Raw genomic sequence first — 19,197 nt, forward strand, 5'->3', positions numbered from 1 at the left:
ACCTCCAATTCACTTGTTCCATTATACATGATTGTATACCTTTTGTACGACTTCAGGATTAAGTTTACATAACACGATTATAATAAATAAAGCTGAAGAATTTCTCTTCAGCTTCTAGCTACTTCTTTTTATAAAATAGGCGTGAAATAATTAGACCGATAGCTCCTAAGACGATAAATAACAAGGCCCTTATAGCCATTGGGATAAAAGGTAAATCATATAAAACGAGTTTAAAAAGTGTTAAGAACAAAATGCCCACGCCGACATACGTTGCTGTTTTAAACGTTTTAAGTGATCCTATAATGAATGCAGCAATGGACAGCACTAGCCAAACGGCCGTCATAATAAGCGTTTGTGTATTAGCGGAAAGATCAGTGGTTCCAGCGACCGTCACTTCCGTAGCAAAAATTAAAGAAAGAATAGAAAAAACAATACTTCCTCCAATTTTGAACGTATCATGCTCATCTTTTTCTGTTTTTTGAATGCTGATCCATATAAATACTAGAATAGATGCTAACACAACAAGCCAATTTAATGTCGGAAGAGACAGCACTTGTTCGATTGGTGTAACTAAGATATACGTTGCGCTCAGTATATAAATCGTATAAGAAAACAGTTGATGAAGAAGATTTTTGTACGTCATGGCGATATAGTAAACCGCAAGCCCTTGAATCACATATAAAATCACTCCTTCTCTTAAATCGACGAGCTGATGAATAAAAAACGCTACTGCAACAATTAAATAGGTGATAAAAAATTCAAATTTCTCTTTAGAACTTCTAACTGCGTAAGCACCTAATACGTAAATAATAACTAACGCAAGCAGCACCATTGTAGTCGTACCATCGTCAAAAACGGCGAGCAGCCAGCAGTATGTAACTGCTAAACTCGATAGAAGGGTAAACGCATATATTTGCAGTACGGACTTTGATAGAAAAAAACTAGAAAGTAAGCATAAATGCTGAATAAGAATCGCCATACCTAATAACTCTTTTACATCATTATCACCAACAAACGAATAATAAATGAGTAGCGTAAGATTTAGTAGTACCGCCGAAAGTACATATAAAATAGAATATTTTTGTTTGACTGCCACATATAAAAAAGCTATATACAGAAACGTTTCATAGCCGATGAAAACAAGCGCATTAGGCGAATTACTTTCAATAAGAAACGGAACTAGTACGCCTCCCACGGCGCTAATAATACCTAGCGCCTGCGAACGATAAAAGACTGTTGCTGCAATTCCTAAGATGATCCAAGTCGCATTTAGCATAAAAGCCAGCGTTGGTCCTGCTAAATGGTATAGGCTATGCATGGCAAACGTCGTTAACATGAGAATAGGAATAGCTCCTCCTACAAGTACTTGCCCGAGCACCAGCCTGCTCTTTTTAGTTTGAAAATGACCTGTCACAGCAAAACCTATCGAAACCACAAAGCCGAGAACAACTTTTGCTTTTTCATTCATTAACCCATAGTCAGAGGCTGCTTTAAATCCCCATAACACGCCAATGATAAATACAAAAATAAAAATTCTCGGCAGCCATGTTTGAAAAAGAACTTTTTCCCAATCAACAGGCTCTTCTATTGCCTGTGAGCTTTTAGCTGCTGTTTGAGCAGGACGTTTAGTCGTCTCCTGGCGCTGCTTGGGAGGAGCGTGAACTGCTGGTCTTGGGGAATTTGTTTTATATACGAGCGACTTTAGCTTGGCTACGTCTTTTTCTAAACTGCTTATTTTTCGTTCAAGTTCTTCTATTCTTTCTTTTTCCATTTTCTCTCACCCTTTCTCTTTAAAGTATTTGTGATGTTTATATGTATATCTAACAGAACTTAACTATTATACCATTAAAAGGAATATCACTTAGAAACATTCTATTTTTAGCAAAAAAAAATACAGCGCCCTTTTCAAAAGAAAAGTTCGTTGTATAGGAGGTGCTGCATTTTTTATGTCACTTTCTCGCTGTATGTACTATGAAATCCCGCTTCGATGTGGGCTACTTGAAAACTATGGTGACCAATTAAATATTTAACAATATCCACACGGTCAATTTTACCGGGCTTATTGTTCATTGCTTCTCGCACCATAGATTGAAATGTTTCTTTGCAAAACTTCTTTTCATGAAGCAGAATCGTTTCACAATACTCTTCATGGTCTCCCTCTGAAATACGATAATAATGCATTTCTTTCACCCCTTTTTAATGTTATATCTATTACATACCCCAAATATTGCTATTTTAACAAATTAATTTTATTATTCTTTATTTTCCCATGTATATGGTTTATAGGGCAACGTTTCGAAACTCGTCGTTATAAATGCTAATTTGAAGCCGCTGAGAAAAACGTTCTTGTTCGATATATGTTTCAGGCATTAATCCAACAGGATATACCTTAGGGTTTTCGCCACTTCCTAATATGTATACATACATCTTTCCTTCGCTTGTATATCGAACCTTCGTCGAAATGCCCCCTTGCCCTTGAAGAGGCGCATACACAGCTCTTACATTATCTCTTATTTCTTGTACAAATCCATGCAGTTCAATATCAGAATCATAATAATGGTTTGCTTCATACAAGCCGTAAATACGAGACTTATCGATATCACATAATATGTTCCAAAATTCAGATAAATCTTCTTGGAACAACACTTGAATAAAATTTCGTGCAACTTCTTGCTGTTCGCTTGTTAATTCTTTTGTTAGCGCAAACTCTTCATTTTTTAACATCTCAGTCACCTCCCTTTTGTATGTAATACGACAAGAGATAAAAAAAACCTCTTTTTTTCAACTTATTAGCAACCAATTTATTTTTTCACATTAAAAATTGAAAAGCTATCTCGACTAAGATGTCAGAATAACTTTTCAATTACTGTAGAATAATTACGTAAAATATTCGATTTTTGCATTTGGAAAATACTGATCAATGTAATATTCTAATGTTTCTCTTAATTCTTGTTCTTCATCTTTTGCGTATACATATTTTCCAATTCCGTAACGCCCCCACTTGTAGCGGCGCTCCTCTTCATTCATCTCAAGCTTTGTTTTCGGATAATTTTTCTCGATTACCCGCTTGGCCGGCTTGGTAAAGCGATGCTGAATCATTTCAAACGTAATATCATCTCTGGACTCCTCAGGTATAGAGGCGTCAAGCTTTTCAAACAACTGACGGTATCCCTCTTGCCAACCTTCATGAATGTAAATAGGCGCCACAATAAAGCCAAGTGGATATCCAGCTTTTGCAACTTTATTAGCAGCTTCAATCCGGTAATCAAGAGGAGATGTACCGGGTTCAAAGTTTTTTATAACATAATCTGCATTTATGCTAAAGCGGAAGCGCGTGCGACCATTATGTTTAGCATCCAATAAATGATCCACGTGATGAAATTTAGTCACAAAGCGCAGTTGACCTAGTTCACTTTCCCCAAAATATTCAATCGCGCGCTTTAATGAATGTGTTAAATGGTCAATTCCTACGATATCAGATGTACAAGCCGCTTCAAATCGCGTTATTTGAGGGGCTCTCTCCTGCATATATTGCTCTGCTTGACCTAATATTTCTTCAACATTCACGTACGTGCGAATATATGGTTTGCTTCCCATTGTTGTCTGTAAATAACAATAGTGACAGTGCCCCATACACCCTGTTGCAAATGGTATTGCATATTCAGCTGACGGTTTAGATGTATCAAATTTCAATGTTTTACGCACGCCAACTACTAAAGTCGACTTGGCATTGCGGTATTTTTGCAAATCATTTTTTCCCGGTATATTACGGACTTGATTATGAGAAGTTGTTTGACGAATCTCAATTCCCATCTTCTCAAATTTTTCTTTTAATTGAACACCAAGCGGGTACTCCATTGCCCCTGGCTCAATATATACTAATTGAGGTACAAAAGGTTTTATCATCATGTACACTTCCTTTTTTCTAATACTAATAGCGTTTGAAAAATAAAAAGACTCTATCCTTGGTAATTATTTTTCAAACAAAAAAGACTCTCTGTTTAAGAGAGCCTTGCGTCAGTCATATTGTTCATAATCAAATATCTTATTATACATTTTTTCAGCTTCTTCATACGTTGAATACACGGCATCATCTTCAGCTAACAAATGGTAAGACTCATGTAAAAACAGCGCCTTTTCACCTTTATTTTCAGGGTGTTCAACAATTTCAGCCTGATTAATATTCGCAACGTTTGCCGTATGAGGATTTCGGTAAATAACAAATACTTGATCTCCCACTTGATATTCTTTTTTCTCCACGATCATCATCCTTTTCTTCTTTCTTTACTCGTATGATGTCCGCTTTTGCTCATTTTATCCGGTAAAAACACCTCATGGCATCATCAAGAATTCATACGCTTTTACGCTCAATAAACCGAAAAGGGAGCTCAATTTTCTGAGGAACCTTGCTTCCCACTAATGTAAAAAGCGTTTCTCCCATTTCCTTAAGAGGAAGTTCGATCGTTGTTATTTGTAAATAAGAAGAAAGCGGATGATTATCAAAACCAATGATAGCTAATTCACCAGGAACTGAAATACCCGCTTGTTCGCACTGAGCTTTTATTCCGATAGCGACTTGATCGTTTGTTACTAAAAGCGCCTGAGGCCGATTTTTCATCTGCACTAGTTTTTCAACCACTTTTTCACCATCTGTCACGTTCAAACAGCCTTGAAAAACCCATTCCGGATGATAAGGCTGATTTATTCTTTCTACATATTCTTTGTATGCTTGTTGCCGCTGTTGACTATTCGTACCCGTCATTCTTCCAATACAGTAGCCAATATCCGTATATCCTTTTTCTTTTAAATACAGGAGCGCCTGCTTAAAAGCTGCATAATGATCAACGTATACGGAGCGAATAGAACGATTCTGTACGTTTTCGCACACGGCTATTGGACCGTACTGCTGATAATATTCAATCGTGCTCCAGCTGCTTGCTCTAGAACAAATAATCACTCCATCAACTTGCTTTGTTTTTAGCATATGAAGCGCTTCTTCTTCTTTTTTCACATCATAGTTCGTCTGACAAATAACAAGCTGATACTGCTTTTCTAACGCCTGAGATGCCACTCCTTCTAAAAGCAGACTAAAATACGGATGATTAATAAAAGGCAAGACGACGGCAATCATATTTGTTTTCCCTTTTGATAAGTGAACAGCATTAATGTTTTGTTCATAATTAAGTTCGTGAATAACCTGCTCTACCAGCCGGCGTTTTTCTTCTTTTACATACGGATGATGATTTAGCACCCGGGATACAGTCGAAACAGATACACCAGCTTTTTTTGCGATATCTCGGATATTTGTCATGTTTTCACCTTTTTCTCTTGCGCTGAAACGCGTTTCATACTTTATTCTCATTATAAAGTGAAACAGCAAGAAGCTAAACCCGTTACCATCGTGTTTTTACTCATTTACGTAAGGAGGTCATTTCATGGGTATTTTATTATTCATTTTATTATGCGGAATTGAAATTGGAGGAGCGGCTTATGCACTTAAGCAGAACGAGACGCTTTGGAAGGAGTTAGATGATGAAAAGCCGACTGATTTTTTTAAACAGTAAAAAACCCTTAAAAAGAACATTCTTTTTAAGGGTTTGATATTACGCAGCTTCTTTAGATGACTTTGACTTTTTATTTAAACGAGGAAATCCAATTACAATTGCAATGATCCCGCAAACCGCTGTTAACATTGGGTAGAATGTAAATGGAATAATCTCAATCGGTGAAACTTTAGCAAATCCTGCTGCGAGAAGCATTTGTGCGCCGTAAGGAATAAGCCCTTGAACGCTGCATGAAAACAAGTCAAGCAGACTGGCTGATTTACGATTATCAATTGAATACTTATCAGAGATTTCTTTTGCTAACGGACCTGCCGTAATAATTGAGATCGTGTTATTAGCCGTTGCTAAATTTGTTAAACTTACCAGTCCAGCGATGCTGAATTCTCCGCCTTTTTTCGTTTGGATACGTCGTGTTAATAAGTTCAATAAGAACTGAATACCGCCATTATAGCGAATAAGCTCAACCATTCCGCCGATTAGCAGAGATAAAATAATTAACTCTGACATTCCGCCAATACCTTCTGTCACAGTTTTAGCAAGAGAAGAAAGCGTGTAGCTTCCGTCAGCTAATCCGATCACGCCGGCCAATACAATTCCTCCGGTTAAAATACTTAATACGTTTGCACCAAATATCGCAGCGACTAAGACGCCCACATAAGGTAAGATTTTAAACCAGCTGAAGTCTTTAATTTCTACTGATGACGTGTTGCCTAGCGTCATTACAAGCAATAGAATCACTGTAACAATCGCTGCAGGAAGTACAATAAAAAAGTTCACTTTTAATTTATCTGACATATTTGTTTTTTGCGTACGAACTGCTGCAATAGTCGTATCAGAGATTACGGATAAATTATCTCCAAACATTGCACCACCAACAACGGCAGCAATTGCCAATGTAATGGATACATGCGCTTGCTCACTGATCCCTACAGCGATAGGCCCTAGCGCTGCGATTGTTCCCATTGACGTTCCCATCGAAATTGAAATGAATGCGCCAATAACAAAGATTCCGACTACGACTAAGCTTTGCGGAAGCACAGACAGAGCTAAGTTTACCGTTGAATCAACAGCTCCCATGCCTTTAGCCACTTGAGAAAAAGCACCTGCTAAAATAAAAATAAGCACCATAATAATGATATCAGGATGTCCTGCTCCTTTAGCAAAACGTTCCACTTTTACATTAAGTGAATCTTTGCGGTTCATAGCCAGCGCCACAATGGCTGCAATGATAATGGCTACTAATACAGGCAGCTTATAAAAATCTCCCGTTATAATTCCTGATCCGACAAACAGGACTAAAAAGACGCCCAGCGGTAACAGCGCCCAGCCGTTTCCTTTTTGTTGTTCCATTCTTAACACCTCTTGTTTACGTAATAAAAAAAGACCTCTTCTTATTGATAAGAAGAGGTCTCTTATTTGTATCATAAGATTACCCTTCTCATCTTCCAAACGAAACATCGTCTGCTGGATTTGGCACCGCACTGCGTACAGCCAGTTGCCGAGACATCATAGGGCCAGTCCCTCCGTCTCTCTTGATAAGAAGTTTATAGTTGTTTTAAAAATAGTCTTTCACTACTGTAAGCTCTTTTTATTTAATTGTCAAATGCTATTTTAGAAAAATATATAGTGCGAAAATTCTCACATCAATTAGCTACGTCTCGTTTCAAAAACGCTGCCCATGCCACGCCCATAAAGAAGACAAAATGCGCCACCAAGATGAAAATGGAAAATGGAATTGTCATGCCGTCAAACATCGTCTTCATTCCGTCCATATACTGCACAAAGTTCGTGTTGGCGAACAGTAAAAATTTCCCCCACCATAAACCAAACTGTGATACTAGTCCTGTTACAGCTTTCGCCCCGATACTTACGACAATAGCCAGACTGGAAGCAAGCGCGCTGTTTCTAAATAAAGACGACAGCATGAATGCGAACGTCATCATCATAAACGTTTCCATATACGCACTGTCATACGTAAGCGTAATATTTTTAAGCAGCTGCGCATCTCCTTCTAGACTGGTAAATCCAAAGAACAAGGCTCCCCATACAAACGAAAAAAGCAAATAGCTCAGTAAATAATACAAGCTAATTAAGATGAGGGTTAGGTACTTGGATGCTAAAATCGTTGAACGTCTAGCAGGGCGAATTAAAAGAAGCTTAATGGTACCTGCCTCAAACTCTTTTGCAACCATTGACCCTCCAACAGCAAGAGCGAAAAATTGAACGAGAATCAGCATACCTGAACTAAATGACAGGAAGTTCAAAATGTTGTCTTCTGTTCCTGCACTGTTTGCTACTTTTTTCATTAATAGAGCCATACAAAGAGTTAAAATACCGATGGTAATAAACGTGACTTTTGTGCTTCTTTTGTGAAACCATTTCATATGTTCATTTTGAATTAGCTTAAGCATGGTGCTCTCCTTCCGTAACGGACATAAACGAATCTTCAAGCGTCTCATACACAGGAGTGATTCGGTAGACTAAAATATCGCTGTCCACTAATTTTCTATTTACAGCTGGAATTTGTTCTTTTACAATCGCCACGTCGATAATATGTGATCTTATCGTTACTTCAAATTCTTGTGATAAAAGATCCGTTGCTTTTTGCGCGTCAGACACCTCAAATTCTACGTACATTCCTTGGTCTTGACGATTTGGAGATAGATCTTGAATGGCTTTTAACTCACCGTCTTGAATAATGCCAACGCGGTCACATAATGCTTCTACCTCTTTTAATAAGTGGCTCGCGATTAAGATTGAAATTCCTTCTTCCCTGCAAAGCGTTTGTAAATATGTACGAAATTCTCTCATTCCCGCTGGATCTAGACCATTTGTTGGTTCGTCTAGTAAAAGCAATGCAGGCTTATGTAAAATGGCTTGAGCTACTCCTAAACGCTGTCTCATCCCAAGAGAATACGTCTTCACTTTTGCATGAATGCTGTTTTCAAGCTTTACTAAAGCAATCACTTCATCCAAGCGGTCTGATGTGATCCCTTCATGCATATTCGCAAAGTGTTTTAAATTTTGATAGCCCGTCAGATAATCATAAAACTCAGGGTTTTCAATAATCGCTCCAATTGATTTCATAGCTGAAGTGAACTGTTCTTTTAAAGGAAACCCATTGACGGTAATTGTTCCCTTTGTTTCTTTAATGAGTCCTACTACGGTACGAATTAACGTTGTTTTTCCAGAGCCATTCGGACCAAGCAATCCGAAAATCTCACCGCGCTCAACCGATAAGGATACATCATGCAAAATGGTTTTCTTCCCAATTACTTTACTGACATGATCTACTTGTAGCACTGTTTCTGTCATCATGTACATCCTTTCTTTAATTAGCAATACGCCTTCTATTGTTTCTCTTTTTTAACTATTTGTCTACTATAACCTTATTTTTGGAAAAGTAGCCCATTCAAATCATTCGTATTATCCGCTTACATTTGATAAAATAAAACAAACTTTAGTTAGAGGAGGACTTCTACATAATGAACTTAACCGTATACCTTGCTGGGCAAATTCACGATAACTGGCGAGACGAAATTAAAAACCAAGCAGAACAATTAAACCTTCCCCTCACCTTTGTCGGTCCCATGACAGACCATGACCGCTCCGACAACATTGGAGAAGAAATTTTAGGAAAACAGCCTAACGCTGTCTTAAAAGATGAAGCAGCTTCTCAAATTAATAATTTACGTACGCAGGTGCTCCTTAAAAAATCTGATGTGGTTATTGCTTTATTTGGCGAAAAATACAAGCAGTGGAACAGCGCAATGGATGCGGCGACAGCTATTGCATTAGATAAACCGCTAATTTTGGTTCGCCCTGAAAAACTGCATCACCCGCTTAAAGAACTGTCAAACAAAGCCCAAGTTGTAGTCGAAACGCCAGAACAGGCTCTTCAAGCATTAGCTTATATTTTTGAATAACAAATAAGAGCTGTCGGTTCTGGACAGCTCTTATTCTTCATTTATCCCTCAGGCTCCTTACTGGGGGGAATGTTTTTTTAGCAAGCTCTAAGGCTATTCCTTTTAGTTTCTTTCATTTTCAACATCAAAACAAGCCAAATTGTACTTAGCTGCTCACTTGTTTGATCCTGACGTTCCATAATCTTTAATCATTAATTTTACATCATAGTTAATTGGAACTTCACTAAATGTTTGATCCCAATTGTCTTTAACCCTCATCCAGACTTTGGGCCTCTTAATTCTCAATTGATTTCCGAACCCGGCCACATCGACTTTATATTCTTTTTGCATTTTTTCTACCGTGTTTTTTACAAGATGCTCGACTTTTTTTTCTGAGTTTTTTTGCACCTTCTGTAAAAATTGATTTTTTAAAGGATTTCCTGAGACCACCCAATTTTCAGATAGCCTCCCCTCCGATTCAATATGTACATCGAAGGAGATGCTATTTCCTTTAACATAAGGTTCGATATGACTTTTCATAGATTCTATTTCGTATACAATCAGCTGACCGGTCTTTTTATCAAAGCTTTTCACTAGCCCGCCTTTCCCTTTTCCTGTGATCCAAGTCAGACCATCTAGTTCTTCTTCGTTCAAAAAACCGATCATTTTGTTTGTTTTCCCTTTAATTATGGCAGCACCAGCAAATTTGATTTCCCCATTTGCCGATAATACATTTTGCAATAGAAAACTAGTCCCTGATTCAATATTGCTCTCTAATTTAATGAGCGAAGTGGGAGGTAAAATTCTCGTTGTTCGATACGCATTTTCCACCATTCCAGCCAAACGAAATGCCGGGATTTCTCCTGCTGTCTTCGATTCTAGCCCGTCCCTAGCTCTCCCTTTACTAATAAGTACAAGACAGCTTGGTCTAATCTCATTATCACGAAGAAACTCATTCACTAATTTTCCTAAGCTATACGTTCTTGCAAGAGCCTCGCCAATAATAATTACTTTTAGATGTTGGCTGGCAATCGAAGTCTCTCTTCTCAATGATAATTCACGGGTCATTTGATGAATAGAATCTCCCGTTTCAGCCATATTCACGTAAGCCTTCTGCTGAGATCCTCCTTGGACAGTTGTTGAACTTGCCACTTGCGGGGTGATCAGTTGGTAGGTTGACGTAATCAAGTTCCTTTTGGGATACTCTTCTTGTTCATCAAATTCTTTTTCAGTCATGGACTTGTTAGCTTTATCAAGAGCCATACCTACTCCTAAACTTCGTTCTTCAATTTCATGACTGCTCCAGCAGCCCGCCAGAGGAAAAAGCAAAAAAACAGAAAGCAAAACCGATAAGAAGAACCGTACGTGATTAGAGGCTTGTCTCATACTTTCTCCCCTTTATTTTTGAAATGATAAGAAGCAGTACGGGTAAAAAGCCAAATAAAATCAGGGCAGCATCGCCAACCATATCTCCTAATTTAAATACATCATTGATATTTCTAGGGATCATGGAAATGAGATAAATAACCGGAAGCACACCATACATAAATGGATGGATATTTTTTTTAAAAAGCTGAGACAGTCCTAATGAAGCAGCGTAATGGTTAACATTAAAAGAAGTAAACATTTGCATAATCCATACCACCAGCAACAAGGAATCAAAGCGTTCAAATATTAACCCAGTTAATTCATAACTTCTTATTAAATCAAGCGTAGGCCACGTTCTCGTAACCACTCCATCTACTGAGAACGCTCCGATAACCATCACGACGGTAATAACATAAAGAAGCAAAGGAATCGCAGTACCAACCAGTACAGCTTTTACTGCTTTGTTTGGTTCTTTCATGAATGCCAATATTAAAAGCATGAATTCAGGCCCAGTAAACGCAAGAGCTGTTGTCCTTATCCCTTTTAGCACCGGTGTGATACCTGAACCTAGTACCGGGCGCAGATTATCCACTTCAAATATTTTGATACTCATAAAGGCAACAAGTAAAAAAAGAATAACCGTAATAGGTAATATAATTTCAAATAGACGAGCAATTGGATTTATTCCCCCTCTTATCAGATAGAGACTTGCCCACATAAATGGCATGATTATAGCCCATTTTGGGGTTCCTTCCAACAATAGATATCCAGTTACCTCTGCCAATGAACGAGCATGAAACCCACCAAGTGCCAAAAAATAACCTATCATGAGGAAACTAAATAACTTGCCTATCCATTTCCCTACAATTTCTTGGCTGTATTGATAAAAGGTTTTTTCAGGGAAGCGTTGACTTAATTTCACCATGATTACCCCTGCTATCATGGTGATTATCCCCCCTAAAATAACAGTTAGCCAAACATCTGGTGTTTTCACTTTTTCCGCAGCTGCCCGGGGCAAGGTAAGAATCCCTGTTCCGAGGATAAAGTTGGTAATAATAATAGTTGTTTGAGGCGTCGTAATACGATCTTTTGAATTTATCATTTCTAACAGCCCATTTCCTTTCATCATAAGCTACCCTTTTCGCAGAGGATCTTTGGTGTGCATCATCTTTGGACGCCGTTTCATCATCATCAGAGGCATACGAACTACCAAGTCTTTCCATTCACTTAAACGATAAGGAACAGCTGGACTCATATAAGGTACGCCGAAACTTTTTAGTTTCACTAAATGGCTCATCATAAAAAGGAAAAATAAGATGACGCCATATAATCCAAGTATGGCAGCACAAAGCATGGCTACAAACCGAAGAATACGCAATGTGATTCCTACACTATATTGCGGAATAGAAAACGATGAAATGGCAGTTAACGCCACTACAATCACCAAAATAGGGCTAACGATTCCTGCCTGCACCGCAGCTTCTCCAATGATTAACCCACCGACAATCCCCATTGCTGGACCAATTGGCTTCGGCAACCGGAGTCCGGCTTCTCTCAAAATTTCGATCGATAGTTCCATAAATAAGGCTTCGATAAGGGCGGGAAACGGAACACCAGATCTTGATCCTATAATAGAAATAGCTAACTTAGTCGGAATTAATCCTGGATGAAATGAAATAAACGCAATATACAAAGCCGGGGTAAAAAGGGAAAGAACCACTGCAATATAACGAAGAAAACGAATGAATGTACCGGGAATCCACCTTTCATAATAATCTTCCGGCGACTGTAACATCATGCTAAACGTAACGGGAGCAATCAAAGCAAAAGGCGTCCCGTCTAATAAAATGGCTACTCTCCCTTCCATCAAAGCAGCAATTACACGATCGGGACGCTCCGTATTCTGTACTTGAGGAAAGGGACTAAGGTAATTATCTTCAATGAGTTGTTCAACATATCCAGACTCCGGTACATTATCAAGATCAATTTTTTTAATTCGTTTTTCTACTTCTTCAACTAGTTCTGGATCAACAATTTCCTTTATGTAAGCAACAATTAAATCTTTTTTGGAACGCTTTCCTACTTGAAATTTCACCAGCGACAAATTTTCAATATCTCCGCTTCCTCTTAATAAAGAAGTATTATCACTTAACGATTCAGTGAAGCCTACTCTTGGCCCTCTCACTAATGCTTCTGATACGGGCTCTTCAATCGTCCTTGTTTTTACTTTGCTTGTACCAAGAATTAAGGCAAGTGATAACCCGTCAATTAAAAGAGCCGTAGATCCTGTTAAGACTTTTGATATTACGTCTTTAATAGAATGGGCCTCTTCTACATCACTAATTGGTAATACTTGGCTTTTAATACACTTTTTTGAAAGGCTTCCCTTTACGTAAAGCTGATCCTGTTGATATTCTTTTGAAAAATCAGCCATCAATGATGACAAAATATGTTTTTCAATAAGATCTTTATCTGAGAGCCCCTCTACAAAAATAATAGCTGCCTGAATGCCGGTGCGTCCTATAATAAACTCACGAAAATGAACATCGGAATTATGACCAATTTCATTTTTAATTACTTCTAGAGTTAAAGCTAAATGATTCGTAACATGATTAGATGAATCTTGGTGTATAGATTCCTGTTTGTTTTCCTTCTCGTTCGCATGGTTGCCTATTTTTTTCACTGCCGATTTCCATTTTTTCACTTCCATCACTCTTCCTCTGAATTACGAATCCCGCTTAATAATTTGTAGATTATATATGGGATGAAAAAAACCAGAACTGCTTGTATAAAAACTGGCCCTTCTGGAAGATAGGAAACAACTAATTTCCACATGATAATCACCCTATTTATGTCTATGTCAAACCAATTTTAGAAATAAGCACCCGTAAAATATCAGTGTTTACTTCATAAAAATCCTTTTATTTACCAGGTAGTATTATTCTTCTTTTTGTTTCTTATACAAAGGAATACAACATCCATCTTAAAAATGAAAAAGAGCTGATTACTGAAAGATTATACATGCTGGTTTGCCGCTCAATGTTTTGGTGAATGCTAGAATAATTAAAGTTTTACCGCTCAAAAATTCCCTTAAATGGTTGACGAGTGCTTAAAGTGTCGGTTACACTTTATGTTTGAAATATTGTATTCATATCGCTCTTATCTCAAAAGAATGGTATAATTTTATAGATATTGAATTTGGAGGACTGCTCATACATGATTACAGTTAGTAATGTAAGTTTACGATTTGGCGACCGAAAGTTATTTGAAGATGTGAATATTAAATTCACGCCTGGTAACTGTTATGGATTAATCGGCGCAAACGGTGCTGGAAAATCAACGTTTTTAAAAATTTTATCTGGTGAAATTGAATCTCAAACTGGTGATGTACATATGGGCCCTGGCGAACGCCTTGCTGTCTTAAAACAGAACCACTTCGAATATGAAGATCAAGAAGTTATGAAAACCGTTATTATGGGGCACGCTCGCCTTTATGAAGTAATGCAAGAAAAAGATGCTATTTATATGAAAGCAGACTTCACAGATGAAGACGGAATGAAAGCAGCTGAGCTTGAAGGTGAATTTGCTGAATTAAACGGTTGGGAAGCAGAATCAGAAGCAGCTATTCTTTTAAAAGGATTAGGTATTTCTGAAGATCTTCACGCCAAAAAAATGGCTGAATTAACGGGTAGTGAAAAAGTAAAAGTGCTTCTTGCACAAGCTTTATTCGGAAAACCTGATGTATTACTTTTAGATGAGCCTACGAATAACTTGGATATTCAAGCAATTCAATGGTTAGAAGAGTTCTTAATTAACTTTGAAAACACAGTCATTGTTGTATCTCATGACCGTCACTTCTTAAACAAAGTATGTACGCACATTGCTGACCTTGACTTCAGTAAAATCCAAGTCTACGTTGGTAACTATGATTTCTGGTATGAATCAAGTCAATTAGCACAAAAAATGGCGTCAGATGCGAACAAGAAAAAAGAAGAAAAAATTAAAGAGCTTCAAGCCTTTATCGCTCGCTTTAGCGCAAATGCATCGAAATCAAAACAAGCAACGTCTCGTAAAAAATTGCTTGATAAAATTTCATTAGATGACATCCGCCCTTCTTCTCGTCGCTATCCGTACGTGAACTTCACTCCGGAACGTGAGATTGGAAATGACGTTCTTCGTGTTGAAGGTCTAACAAAAACAATTGACGGCGTAAAAGTGCTTGATAACGTAAGCTTTATTATGAATAAAGATGACAAAATCGCTCTTGTAGGCCGCAACGAACTTGCAAATTCAACATTAATGAAGATTTTAATGGGTGAAATGGAAGCGGACAGCGGTACGTACAAATGGGGTGTGACAACGTCTCAAGCCTTTTTCCCAAAAGACAACTCCGAGTACTTTGAAAACGGAGATTTAAATTTAGTAGACTGGCTGCGTCAGTATTCACCTAATGACCAAAGCGAAAGCTTCTTACGCGGTTTCTTAGGCAGAATGCTATTCTCTGGTGAAGAAGTGTTGAAAAAAGCCAACGTTCTTTCCGGAGGAGAAAAAGTTCGCTGTATGCTTTCTAAAATGATGCTAAGCGGTTCAAACGTTCTTTTACTAGACGATCCTACGAATCACCTTGACTTAGAATCAATCACAGCACTAAACAATGGACTTATCAGCTACAAAGGTTCAATGATTTTCACATCTCATGACCATCAGTTCGTTGAAACGATTGCAAATCGTGTAATTGAAATTACGCCAAACGGAGTAATTGACAAGCAAATGACGTACGATGAGTACTTAGAAGACAGCAACCTGCAAAAACAAGTAGCTAGCATGTACGCTTAATAAGAAATCCCCTTTCTCTAGAGAAAGGGGATTTTTTTATATACGCACCTCTTGATTTAGCGATGATTTCGGAGAATACGTTAAAAACGCTAAGCTAGCAAATACTAGTGCTGCTCCACATATGTTCACCAAAGTTAGAGATTCTCCTAAGAAAAAGACGCCAAGTAAAAAAGCGGTAACGGGCTCTGCTAACGATAACGTCACGGCGGTAGACGCATGCACCGACTTAAGCGCTGTAGAAAATAATACATAAGCAAGAGCCGTCGTAAGTATTCCTAAGTGAAGAGCAATGCCCATTCCGTTTAAAGAAACTAGCCAGCTCATATCATAAATAAACCAGCATGGGATTAGTAGAACAGCAGCGGCTGTGAACACAAGAGAAGCGCCTACTTGCGGATCAACATGCTGAACAATTTTTTTATTAACAGTCGTATAGCAAGCAAAAGACGCCCCTGCTCCTATCGCCATACCTAAACCTATCACGTCGATTTGACTATCTTTTTTTAACAACAAGCTGCAGCATCCTATAATACCCGTAAACGTAGCAAGCAACCACTTTTTTGTAGGTTTCTTGCGGTACACTATGTAATCTAACACTCCTGACAAAAGCGGCGCACTCCCAATTGCCACCATTGTTCCTACTGCAACACCCGTTTTGATAACGGCTGAAAAAAACAGCGGCTGATAAGCGGCCATACTTGCTGCAGCAACCGTAAGGGGCAGAATAGGAAGGTTTCTTACGTCCACTTTCTTTTTTTGAATAAGACAAGCTGCAAGAAGCGATAGTCCCCCTACAGCTAAACGCACCGCTCCAATTGCCACGGAATGTGCTTCAGCAGATGCTAAAGCTTGGGCAGTCCCTGTTGTTCCCCATAGTACAGCTGCACATAAAATAAGTATTTTTGATAATGAAGTATTCATATTTCCATCTCCTTTCTTTTATCATAGCTAAAAGAAAGAAAAAAGTTTTTCCGCTTTTATGATATTATTTGTCTGTTTTTAAGATACTTCGATATTGCGTGGGTGAGACTCCTTCTTGTTTTGCAAACCATTTAGTGAATGAAGACAAGCTGTGATAGCCGACTTCGTGCGCAATATACGTTATCGAATAGCTGCTCTCTTTTAACAATTCTTTTGCTTTATTTAAACGTATATGCGCTACATAGCTTTGAGGCGAATAGCTCGTTTTTTGTTTAAACCAAGCAGAAAAATAGGCAGGATGGTAATTTTCCATCTTGGCAAGACTTTCTATGTTTAGCTCTTGATTAAAGTTAGCATGAAGATAATCAATGGATTTAAACGTTTGTTTCTTTGGCAAATAATGCTGAACGTAACGGACTAAATCTTCAAGCGCCCCTCTGTCAGTGTTTTTTTGAAGCCCATCAAGTAAAAGGTAGCGAATTGCTTTCCATGTTGAATCCCATTGAATAAAAGCGGCTTCTTGAGCAAGATGCGCACTTTCTGTAAATTTCAACGGAATATCAACGACCAGACATTCATTTGTATTTTTAGCTTGATACGTATGAAGCTGACGAGGTGGAATATAAAAGCATCCTTCTTGCAGCGTTAAGTGCTGCTCACTTGCTTGAATATCAAGAGCACCTGCTAGCGGAAACAAAAGCTGACTGTAGTTATGATCATGAGTATGAGGTGAATAGCTGTAGGCTCTTTTTTCGCAAATAATTTCACGTAGCGTATCCATTTTGTACTCCTTTCCTTATTTCCTATCTCACAGAAGTTGTTCTATGCCATTCAAAACGGTTTCCAGCGCCTTTAACGATTCCGTAGGATTATACAAAACGTCCAATGAATGATCGGCATTTTTAATCACTTGAATATTCATTGTGTTTGTTTTTAATTGATAAACTTCTTCAGTATAATAGTGATCGCGAGTTCCTATTACAAGAAGACCTTTATAAGTGCTTTCTAGTAAGCTTTTAAACAGTTCCGATCTGGTTAAAAGCGGCGTCAGTAAAAGCATCACTGCATCTTTGTAGACTTCATCTTTCATAACCCGCTGAATCAGCGGAATGGTGCCCAGCGATTTTCCTGCAAATATGATATTTTTATAGTCATTATGAGATAAAACGTCTTGCAGCACGAGATCAATGTCTTTCATCATAACATCTGCAATCTCATCTGTAGACTTTGTCATGAGCTCTTTTGGATATGTATAGTGAATATGAACAACGTCAATTCCGTGTTTTAGCATCAGCATCGTTACATAATACAATAGCGGCTTTTCGTACGTATAGCCTAGCCCTGAAAACATAAAGCAAATGCGAGGCCCTCCTGTTTTAATATGTGTATAGGTAATCTTATTAGTTTGGTTGCTTACACTTTTTTGATCTACGTGCATGTCACTCCTCCTTTTTAAATATTCTAACATTTAATTCCGTAAAAAAACCCCATCTTTTTCTTAAAAAAATGAGGGTTGAGGAAATAGCTCTGCAAGCAGTTCATAAGACTTCTTTTTTGCTTCATAATCATGGATATTTGTAATAATTAAAAATTCGTCGTTATCGTATTTTTGCTGCAGCCCGATTAATCCTTGTTTTACTTCAGCTGGATTTCCTACGATCATACGAGGACGATTGGTGCTTATTTTTTTGAGCTCTTCTTCTGAATAAGAACGATTATGCACTTCTTCTATCGATGAAACCGTTGTATCTCCGCCTTTAGCTACTTTCAACAGCCAATCATCTAACGTTTTAGCGTGTTCCTCAGCTTCTTCTGTTGTTTCTGCACATACTACAAATACGCATACGTTGGTTTTAGGCTTTGATTGATACGAAGAAGGGATAAATTCTTGTTTATAATGACGAATGGCTTCTTGTCCTCCAACTGAATAAATAAAGTGTCCAAACGTAAAAGAGATGCCCAGTTCAGCAGCTGATCTCGCTCCTCTTTTATTAATACCAAGATGCCACAGTTCTGGCTTTGTTTCGCTCAGCGGATAAGCCGTCACGCCGTAATACGGATGATCCGACGGCAAATTATGCTCAAGATGTCCTTTTAACGCTTGAATTTGCCGCGGAAATTCATTGAGGCTTTTACGAACTCCATCTGTCAGCGCTAGCCGGGTAAGCGCATCTCCTCCCGGTGACCGTCCAAGGCCTAAGTCAATTCGATTCGGAAACAGATTTTCAAGCAGCTGAGCATCTTCTGCTACTTTATACGGACTGTATTGAGGAAGAAGGACTCCTCCAGATCCAATTCGGATCCGGCTCGTTTGAGAAGCTAAGTGCGTCATTAATAGTGTCGGAGATGAACCCGCAAGACCATTCGTATTATGATGTTCCGCTACCCAAAAGCGATGGTAGCCCAACTCTTCCGTTAATTCAGCCAGCTCTATCGTGCGTTTCAACGCTTCCTTTGGTGTTGATCCGCTTGAAACAGGAGACTGATCCAATACGCTTAGCTTAATCATAAGTGATTCTTCCTTTCGATTTTCAATTTCTATTGTCTCTATTGTAGGAGAAAAATATGAATTCGTCTTGAAATTTGCTTCACGCTCATAGAAA

General features: G+C 38.3%; 19 protein-coding genes and 1 riboswitch. Of the genes, 3 read left to right on the plus strand and 16 right to left on the minus strand.

The window, feature by feature from the left end; genetic code table 11:
- Positions 1-118: 118 nt before the first annotated feature.
- From POF52_RS10855 to POF52_RS10880, 6 genes are all read right to left on the minus strand, one after another.
- Positions 119-1,771, minus strand: a complete 1,653-nt coding sequence (locus POF52_RS10855) for a DUF2339 domain-containing protein (RefSeq protein WP_271992561.1) — start codon at positions 1,769-1,771, stop codon at positions 119-121.
- A 173-nt stretch (positions 1,772-1,944) separates the two neighbouring features.
- Positions 1,945-2,181 carry a hypothetical protein gene (locus tag POF52_RS10860; RefSeq protein ID WP_013056931.1) on the minus strand — a complete coding sequence of 79 codons (237 nt, stop codon included), beginning with the start codon at positions 2,179-2,181 and terminating at the stop codon, positions 1,945-1,947.
- Between the two features lie 99 nt (positions 2,182-2,280).
- Positions 2,281-2,724 (minus strand): hypothetical protein, encoded by a 444-nt coding sequence (locus POF52_RS10865; RefSeq protein WP_176584689.1) that lies wholly within the window; start codon positions 2,722-2,724, stop codon positions 2,281-2,283.
- A gap of 153 nt (positions 2,725-2,877) precedes the next feature.
- Positions 2,878-3,906: a spore photoproduct lyase gene (gene splB, locus POF52_RS10870; RefSeq protein ID WP_025752275.1), complete on the minus strand. Its 1,029-nt coding sequence runs from the start codon at positions 3,904-3,906 to the stop codon at positions 2,878-2,880.
- Between the two features lie 111 nt (positions 3,907-4,017).
- Complete coding sequence (locus POF52_RS10875; protein ID WP_016764006.1) at positions 4,018-4,266, minus strand: transcriptional regulator SplA domain-containing protein; 249 nt, start codon at positions 4,264-4,266, stop codon at positions 4,018-4,020.
- 85 nt (positions 4,267-4,351) lie between these two features.
- On the minus strand, positions 4,352-5,311 hold the full coding sequence (locus POF52_RS10880) for a LacI family DNA-binding transcriptional regulator (RefSeq protein WP_013083045.1): 960 nt from the start codon (positions 5,309-5,311) through the stop codon (positions 4,352-4,354).
- A gap of 124 nt (positions 5,312-5,435) precedes the next feature.
- Between POF52_RS10880 and POF52_RS10885 the strand changes: the two genes are divergently transcribed.
- Positions 5,436-5,564, plus strand: coding sequence for a hypothetical protein (locus POF52_RS10885; RefSeq protein ID WP_013083044.1), 129 nt, complete (start codon positions 5,436-5,438; stop codon positions 5,562-5,564).
- A gap of 39 nt (positions 5,565-5,603) precedes the next feature.
- Here POF52_RS10885 and POF52_RS10890 read toward each other — a convergent pair whose 3' ends face one another.
- The 3 genes from POF52_RS10890 to POF52_RS10900 all read right to left on the minus strand — a co-directional run bounded on the left by POF52_RS10890 (position 5,604) and on the right by POF52_RS10900 (position 8,879).
- Complete coding sequence (locus tag POF52_RS10890; protein WP_016764004.1) at positions 5,604-6,914, minus strand: Na+/H+ antiporter NhaC family protein; 1,311 nt, start codon at positions 6,912-6,914, stop codon at positions 5,604-5,606.
- An 85-nt stretch (positions 6,915-6,999) separates the two neighbouring features.
- Positions 7,000-7,106, minus strand: a riboswitch (SAM riboswitch).
- Positions 7,107-7,207: 101 nt separating this feature from the next.
- Positions 7,208-7,975 (minus strand): ABC transporter permease, encoded by a 768-nt coding sequence (locus tag POF52_RS10895; RefSeq protein WP_095379665.1) that lies wholly within the window; start codon positions 7,973-7,975, stop codon positions 7,208-7,210.
- Entirely contained in the window at positions 7,968-8,879 is a 912-nt protein-coding gene (locus POF52_RS10900; protein ID WP_271992571.1) for an ABC transporter ATP-binding protein, read from the minus strand. The genes POF52_RS10895 and POF52_RS10900 overlap by 8 nt, the downstream gene beginning before the upstream one ends.
- 170 nt (positions 8,880-9,049) lie before the next feature.
- On the opposite strand from POF52_RS10900, the gene POF52_RS10905 reads away from it, so the two are divergent.
- Positions 9,050-9,490 carry a YtoQ family protein gene (locus POF52_RS10905; RefSeq protein WP_025752263.1) on the plus strand — a complete coding sequence of 147 codons (441 nt, stop codon included), beginning with the start codon at positions 9,050-9,052 and terminating at the stop codon, positions 9,488-9,490.
- A gap of 153 nt (positions 9,491-9,643) precedes the next feature.
- Here POF52_RS10905 and POF52_RS10910 read toward each other — a convergent pair whose 3' ends face one another.
- The 3 genes from POF52_RS10910 to POF52_RS10920 are packed head-to-tail and all read right to left on the minus strand — an operon-like array spanning position 9,644 to position 13,547.
- Positions 9,644-10,855 (minus strand): Ger(x)C family spore germination protein, encoded by a 1,212-nt coding sequence (locus tag POF52_RS10910; RefSeq protein ID WP_271992574.1) that lies wholly within the window; start codon positions 10,853-10,855, stop codon positions 9,644-9,646.
- Positions 10,839-11,966 (minus strand): spore germination protein, encoded by a 1,128-nt coding sequence (locus POF52_RS10915; protein ID WP_271992576.1) that lies wholly within the window; start codon positions 11,964-11,966, stop codon positions 10,839-10,841. The genes POF52_RS10910 and POF52_RS10915 overlap by 17 nt, the downstream gene beginning before the upstream one ends.
- Before the next feature lie 3 nt (positions 11,967-11,969).
- Complete coding sequence (locus POF52_RS10920; RefSeq protein WP_271992578.1) at positions 11,970-13,547, minus strand: spore germination protein; 1,578 nt, start codon at positions 13,545-13,547, stop codon at positions 11,970-11,972.
- 506 nt (positions 13,548-14,053) lie between these two features.
- Between POF52_RS10920 and POF52_RS10925 the strand changes: the two genes are divergently transcribed.
- Entirely contained in the window at positions 14,054-15,673 is a 1,620-nt protein-coding gene (locus POF52_RS10925; RefSeq protein WP_013083037.1) for an ABC-F family ATP-binding cassette domain-containing protein, read from the plus strand.
- Between the two features lie 36 nt (positions 15,674-15,709).
- Here POF52_RS10925 and POF52_RS10930 read toward each other — a convergent pair whose 3' ends face one another.
- From POF52_RS10930 to POF52_RS10945, 4 genes are all read right to left on the minus strand, one after another.
- Positions 15,710-16,594, minus strand: coding sequence for a DMT family transporter (locus tag POF52_RS10930; RefSeq protein ID WP_271992581.1), 885 nt, complete (start codon positions 16,592-16,594; stop codon positions 15,710-15,712).
- A 64-nt stretch (positions 16,595-16,658) separates the two neighbouring features.
- Positions 16,659-17,375 (minus strand): helix-turn-helix transcriptional regulator, encoded by a 717-nt coding sequence (locus tag POF52_RS10935; RefSeq protein ID WP_271992583.1) that lies wholly within the window; start codon positions 17,373-17,375, stop codon positions 16,659-16,661.
- A gap of 27 nt (positions 17,376-17,402) precedes the next feature.
- A complete protein-coding gene (locus POF52_RS10940) occupies positions 17,403-18,032 on the minus strand; it encodes an alpha/beta family hydrolase (protein WP_074895836.1) in 630 nt (209 codons plus the stop codon).
- A gap of 60 nt (positions 18,033-18,092) precedes the next feature.
- Positions 18,093-19,103 (minus strand): LLM class flavin-dependent oxidoreductase, encoded by a 1,011-nt coding sequence (locus tag POF52_RS10945; RefSeq protein WP_013083033.1) that lies wholly within the window; start codon positions 19,101-19,103, stop codon positions 18,093-18,095.
- Between the last annotated feature and the right edge of the window lie 94 nt (positions 19,104-19,197).

This window comes from Priestia sp. AB, assembly GCF_028369225.1.
Lineage (GTDB): Bacteria > Bacillota > Bacilli > Bacillales > Bacillaceae_H > Priestia > Priestia megaterium.

Bases quoted from the DNA above. Each gene is read 5' to 3' on its own strand.
- POF52_RS10885 (WP_013083044.1), top strand. From the start codon at position 5,436: ATGGGTATTTTATTATTCATTTTATTATGCGGAATTGAAATTGGAGGA.
- POF52_RS10945 (WP_013083033.1), bottom strand. From the start codon at position 19,103: ATGATTAAGCTAAGCGTATTGGATCAGTCTCCTGTTTCAAGCGGATCA.
- POF52_RS10940 (WP_074895836.1), bottom strand. From the start codon at position 18,032: ATGCACGTAGATCAAAAAAGTGTAAGCAACCAAACTAATAAGATTACC.
- POF52_RS10880 (WP_013083045.1), bottom strand. From the start codon at position 5,311: ATGACAAATATCCGAGATATCGCAAAAAAAGCTGGTGTATCTGTTTCG.
- POF52_RS10875 (WP_016764006.1), bottom strand. From the start codon at position 4,266: ATGATCGTGGAGAAAAAAGAATATCAAGTGGGAGATCAAGTATTTGTT.
- POF52_RS10865 (WP_176584689.1), bottom strand. From the start codon at position 2,724: ATGTTAAAAAATGAAGAGTTTGCGCTAACAAAAGAATTAACAAGCGAA.
- POF52_RS10920 (WP_271992578.1), bottom strand. From the start codon at position 13,547: ATGGAAGTGAAAAAATGGAAATCGGCAGTGAAAAAAATAGGCAACCAT.
- POF52_RS10905 (WP_025752263.1), top strand. From the start codon at position 9,050: ATGAACTTAACCGTATACCTTGCTGGGCAAATTCACGATAACTGGCGA.
- POF52_RS10890 (WP_016764004.1), bottom strand. From the start codon at position 6,914: ATGGAACAACAAAAAGGAAACGGCTGGGCGCTGTTACCGCTGGGCGTC.
- POF52_RS10900 (WP_271992571.1), bottom strand. From the start codon at position 8,879: ATGACAGAAACAGTGCTACAAGTAGATCATGTCAGTAAAGTAATTGGG.
- POF52_RS10860 (WP_013056931.1), bottom strand. From the start codon at position 2,181: ATGCATTATTATCGTATTTCAGAGGGAGACCATGAAGAGTATTGTGAA.
- splB (WP_025752275.1), bottom strand. From the start codon at position 3,906: ATGATAAAACCTTTTGTACCTCAATTAGTATATATTGAGCCAGGGGCA.
- POF52_RS10855 (WP_271992561.1), bottom strand. From the start codon at position 1,771: ATGGAAAAAGAAAGAATAGAAGAACTTGAACGAAAAATAAGCAGTTTA.
- POF52_RS10895 (WP_095379665.1), bottom strand. From the start codon at position 7,975: ATGCTTAAGCTAATTCAAAATGAACATATGAAATGGTTTCACAAAAGA.
- POF52_RS10935 (WP_271992583.1), bottom strand. From the start codon at position 17,375: ATGGATACGCTACGTGAAATTATTTGCGAAAAAAGAGCCTACAGCTAT.
- POF52_RS10930 (WP_271992581.1), bottom strand. From the start codon at position 16,594: ATGAATACTTCATTATCAAAAATACTTATTTTATGTGCAGCTGTACTA.
- POF52_RS10925 (WP_013083037.1), top strand. From the start codon at position 14,054: ATGATTACAGTTAGTAATGTAAGTTTACGATTTGGCGACCGAAAGTTA.
- POF52_RS10915 (WP_271992576.1), bottom strand. From the start codon at position 11,966: ATGATGAAAGGAAATGGGCTGTTAGAAATGATAAATTCAAAAGATCGT.
- POF52_RS10910 (WP_271992574.1), bottom strand. From the start codon at position 10,855: ATGAGACAAGCCTCTAATCACGTACGGTTCTTCTTATCGGTTTTGCTT.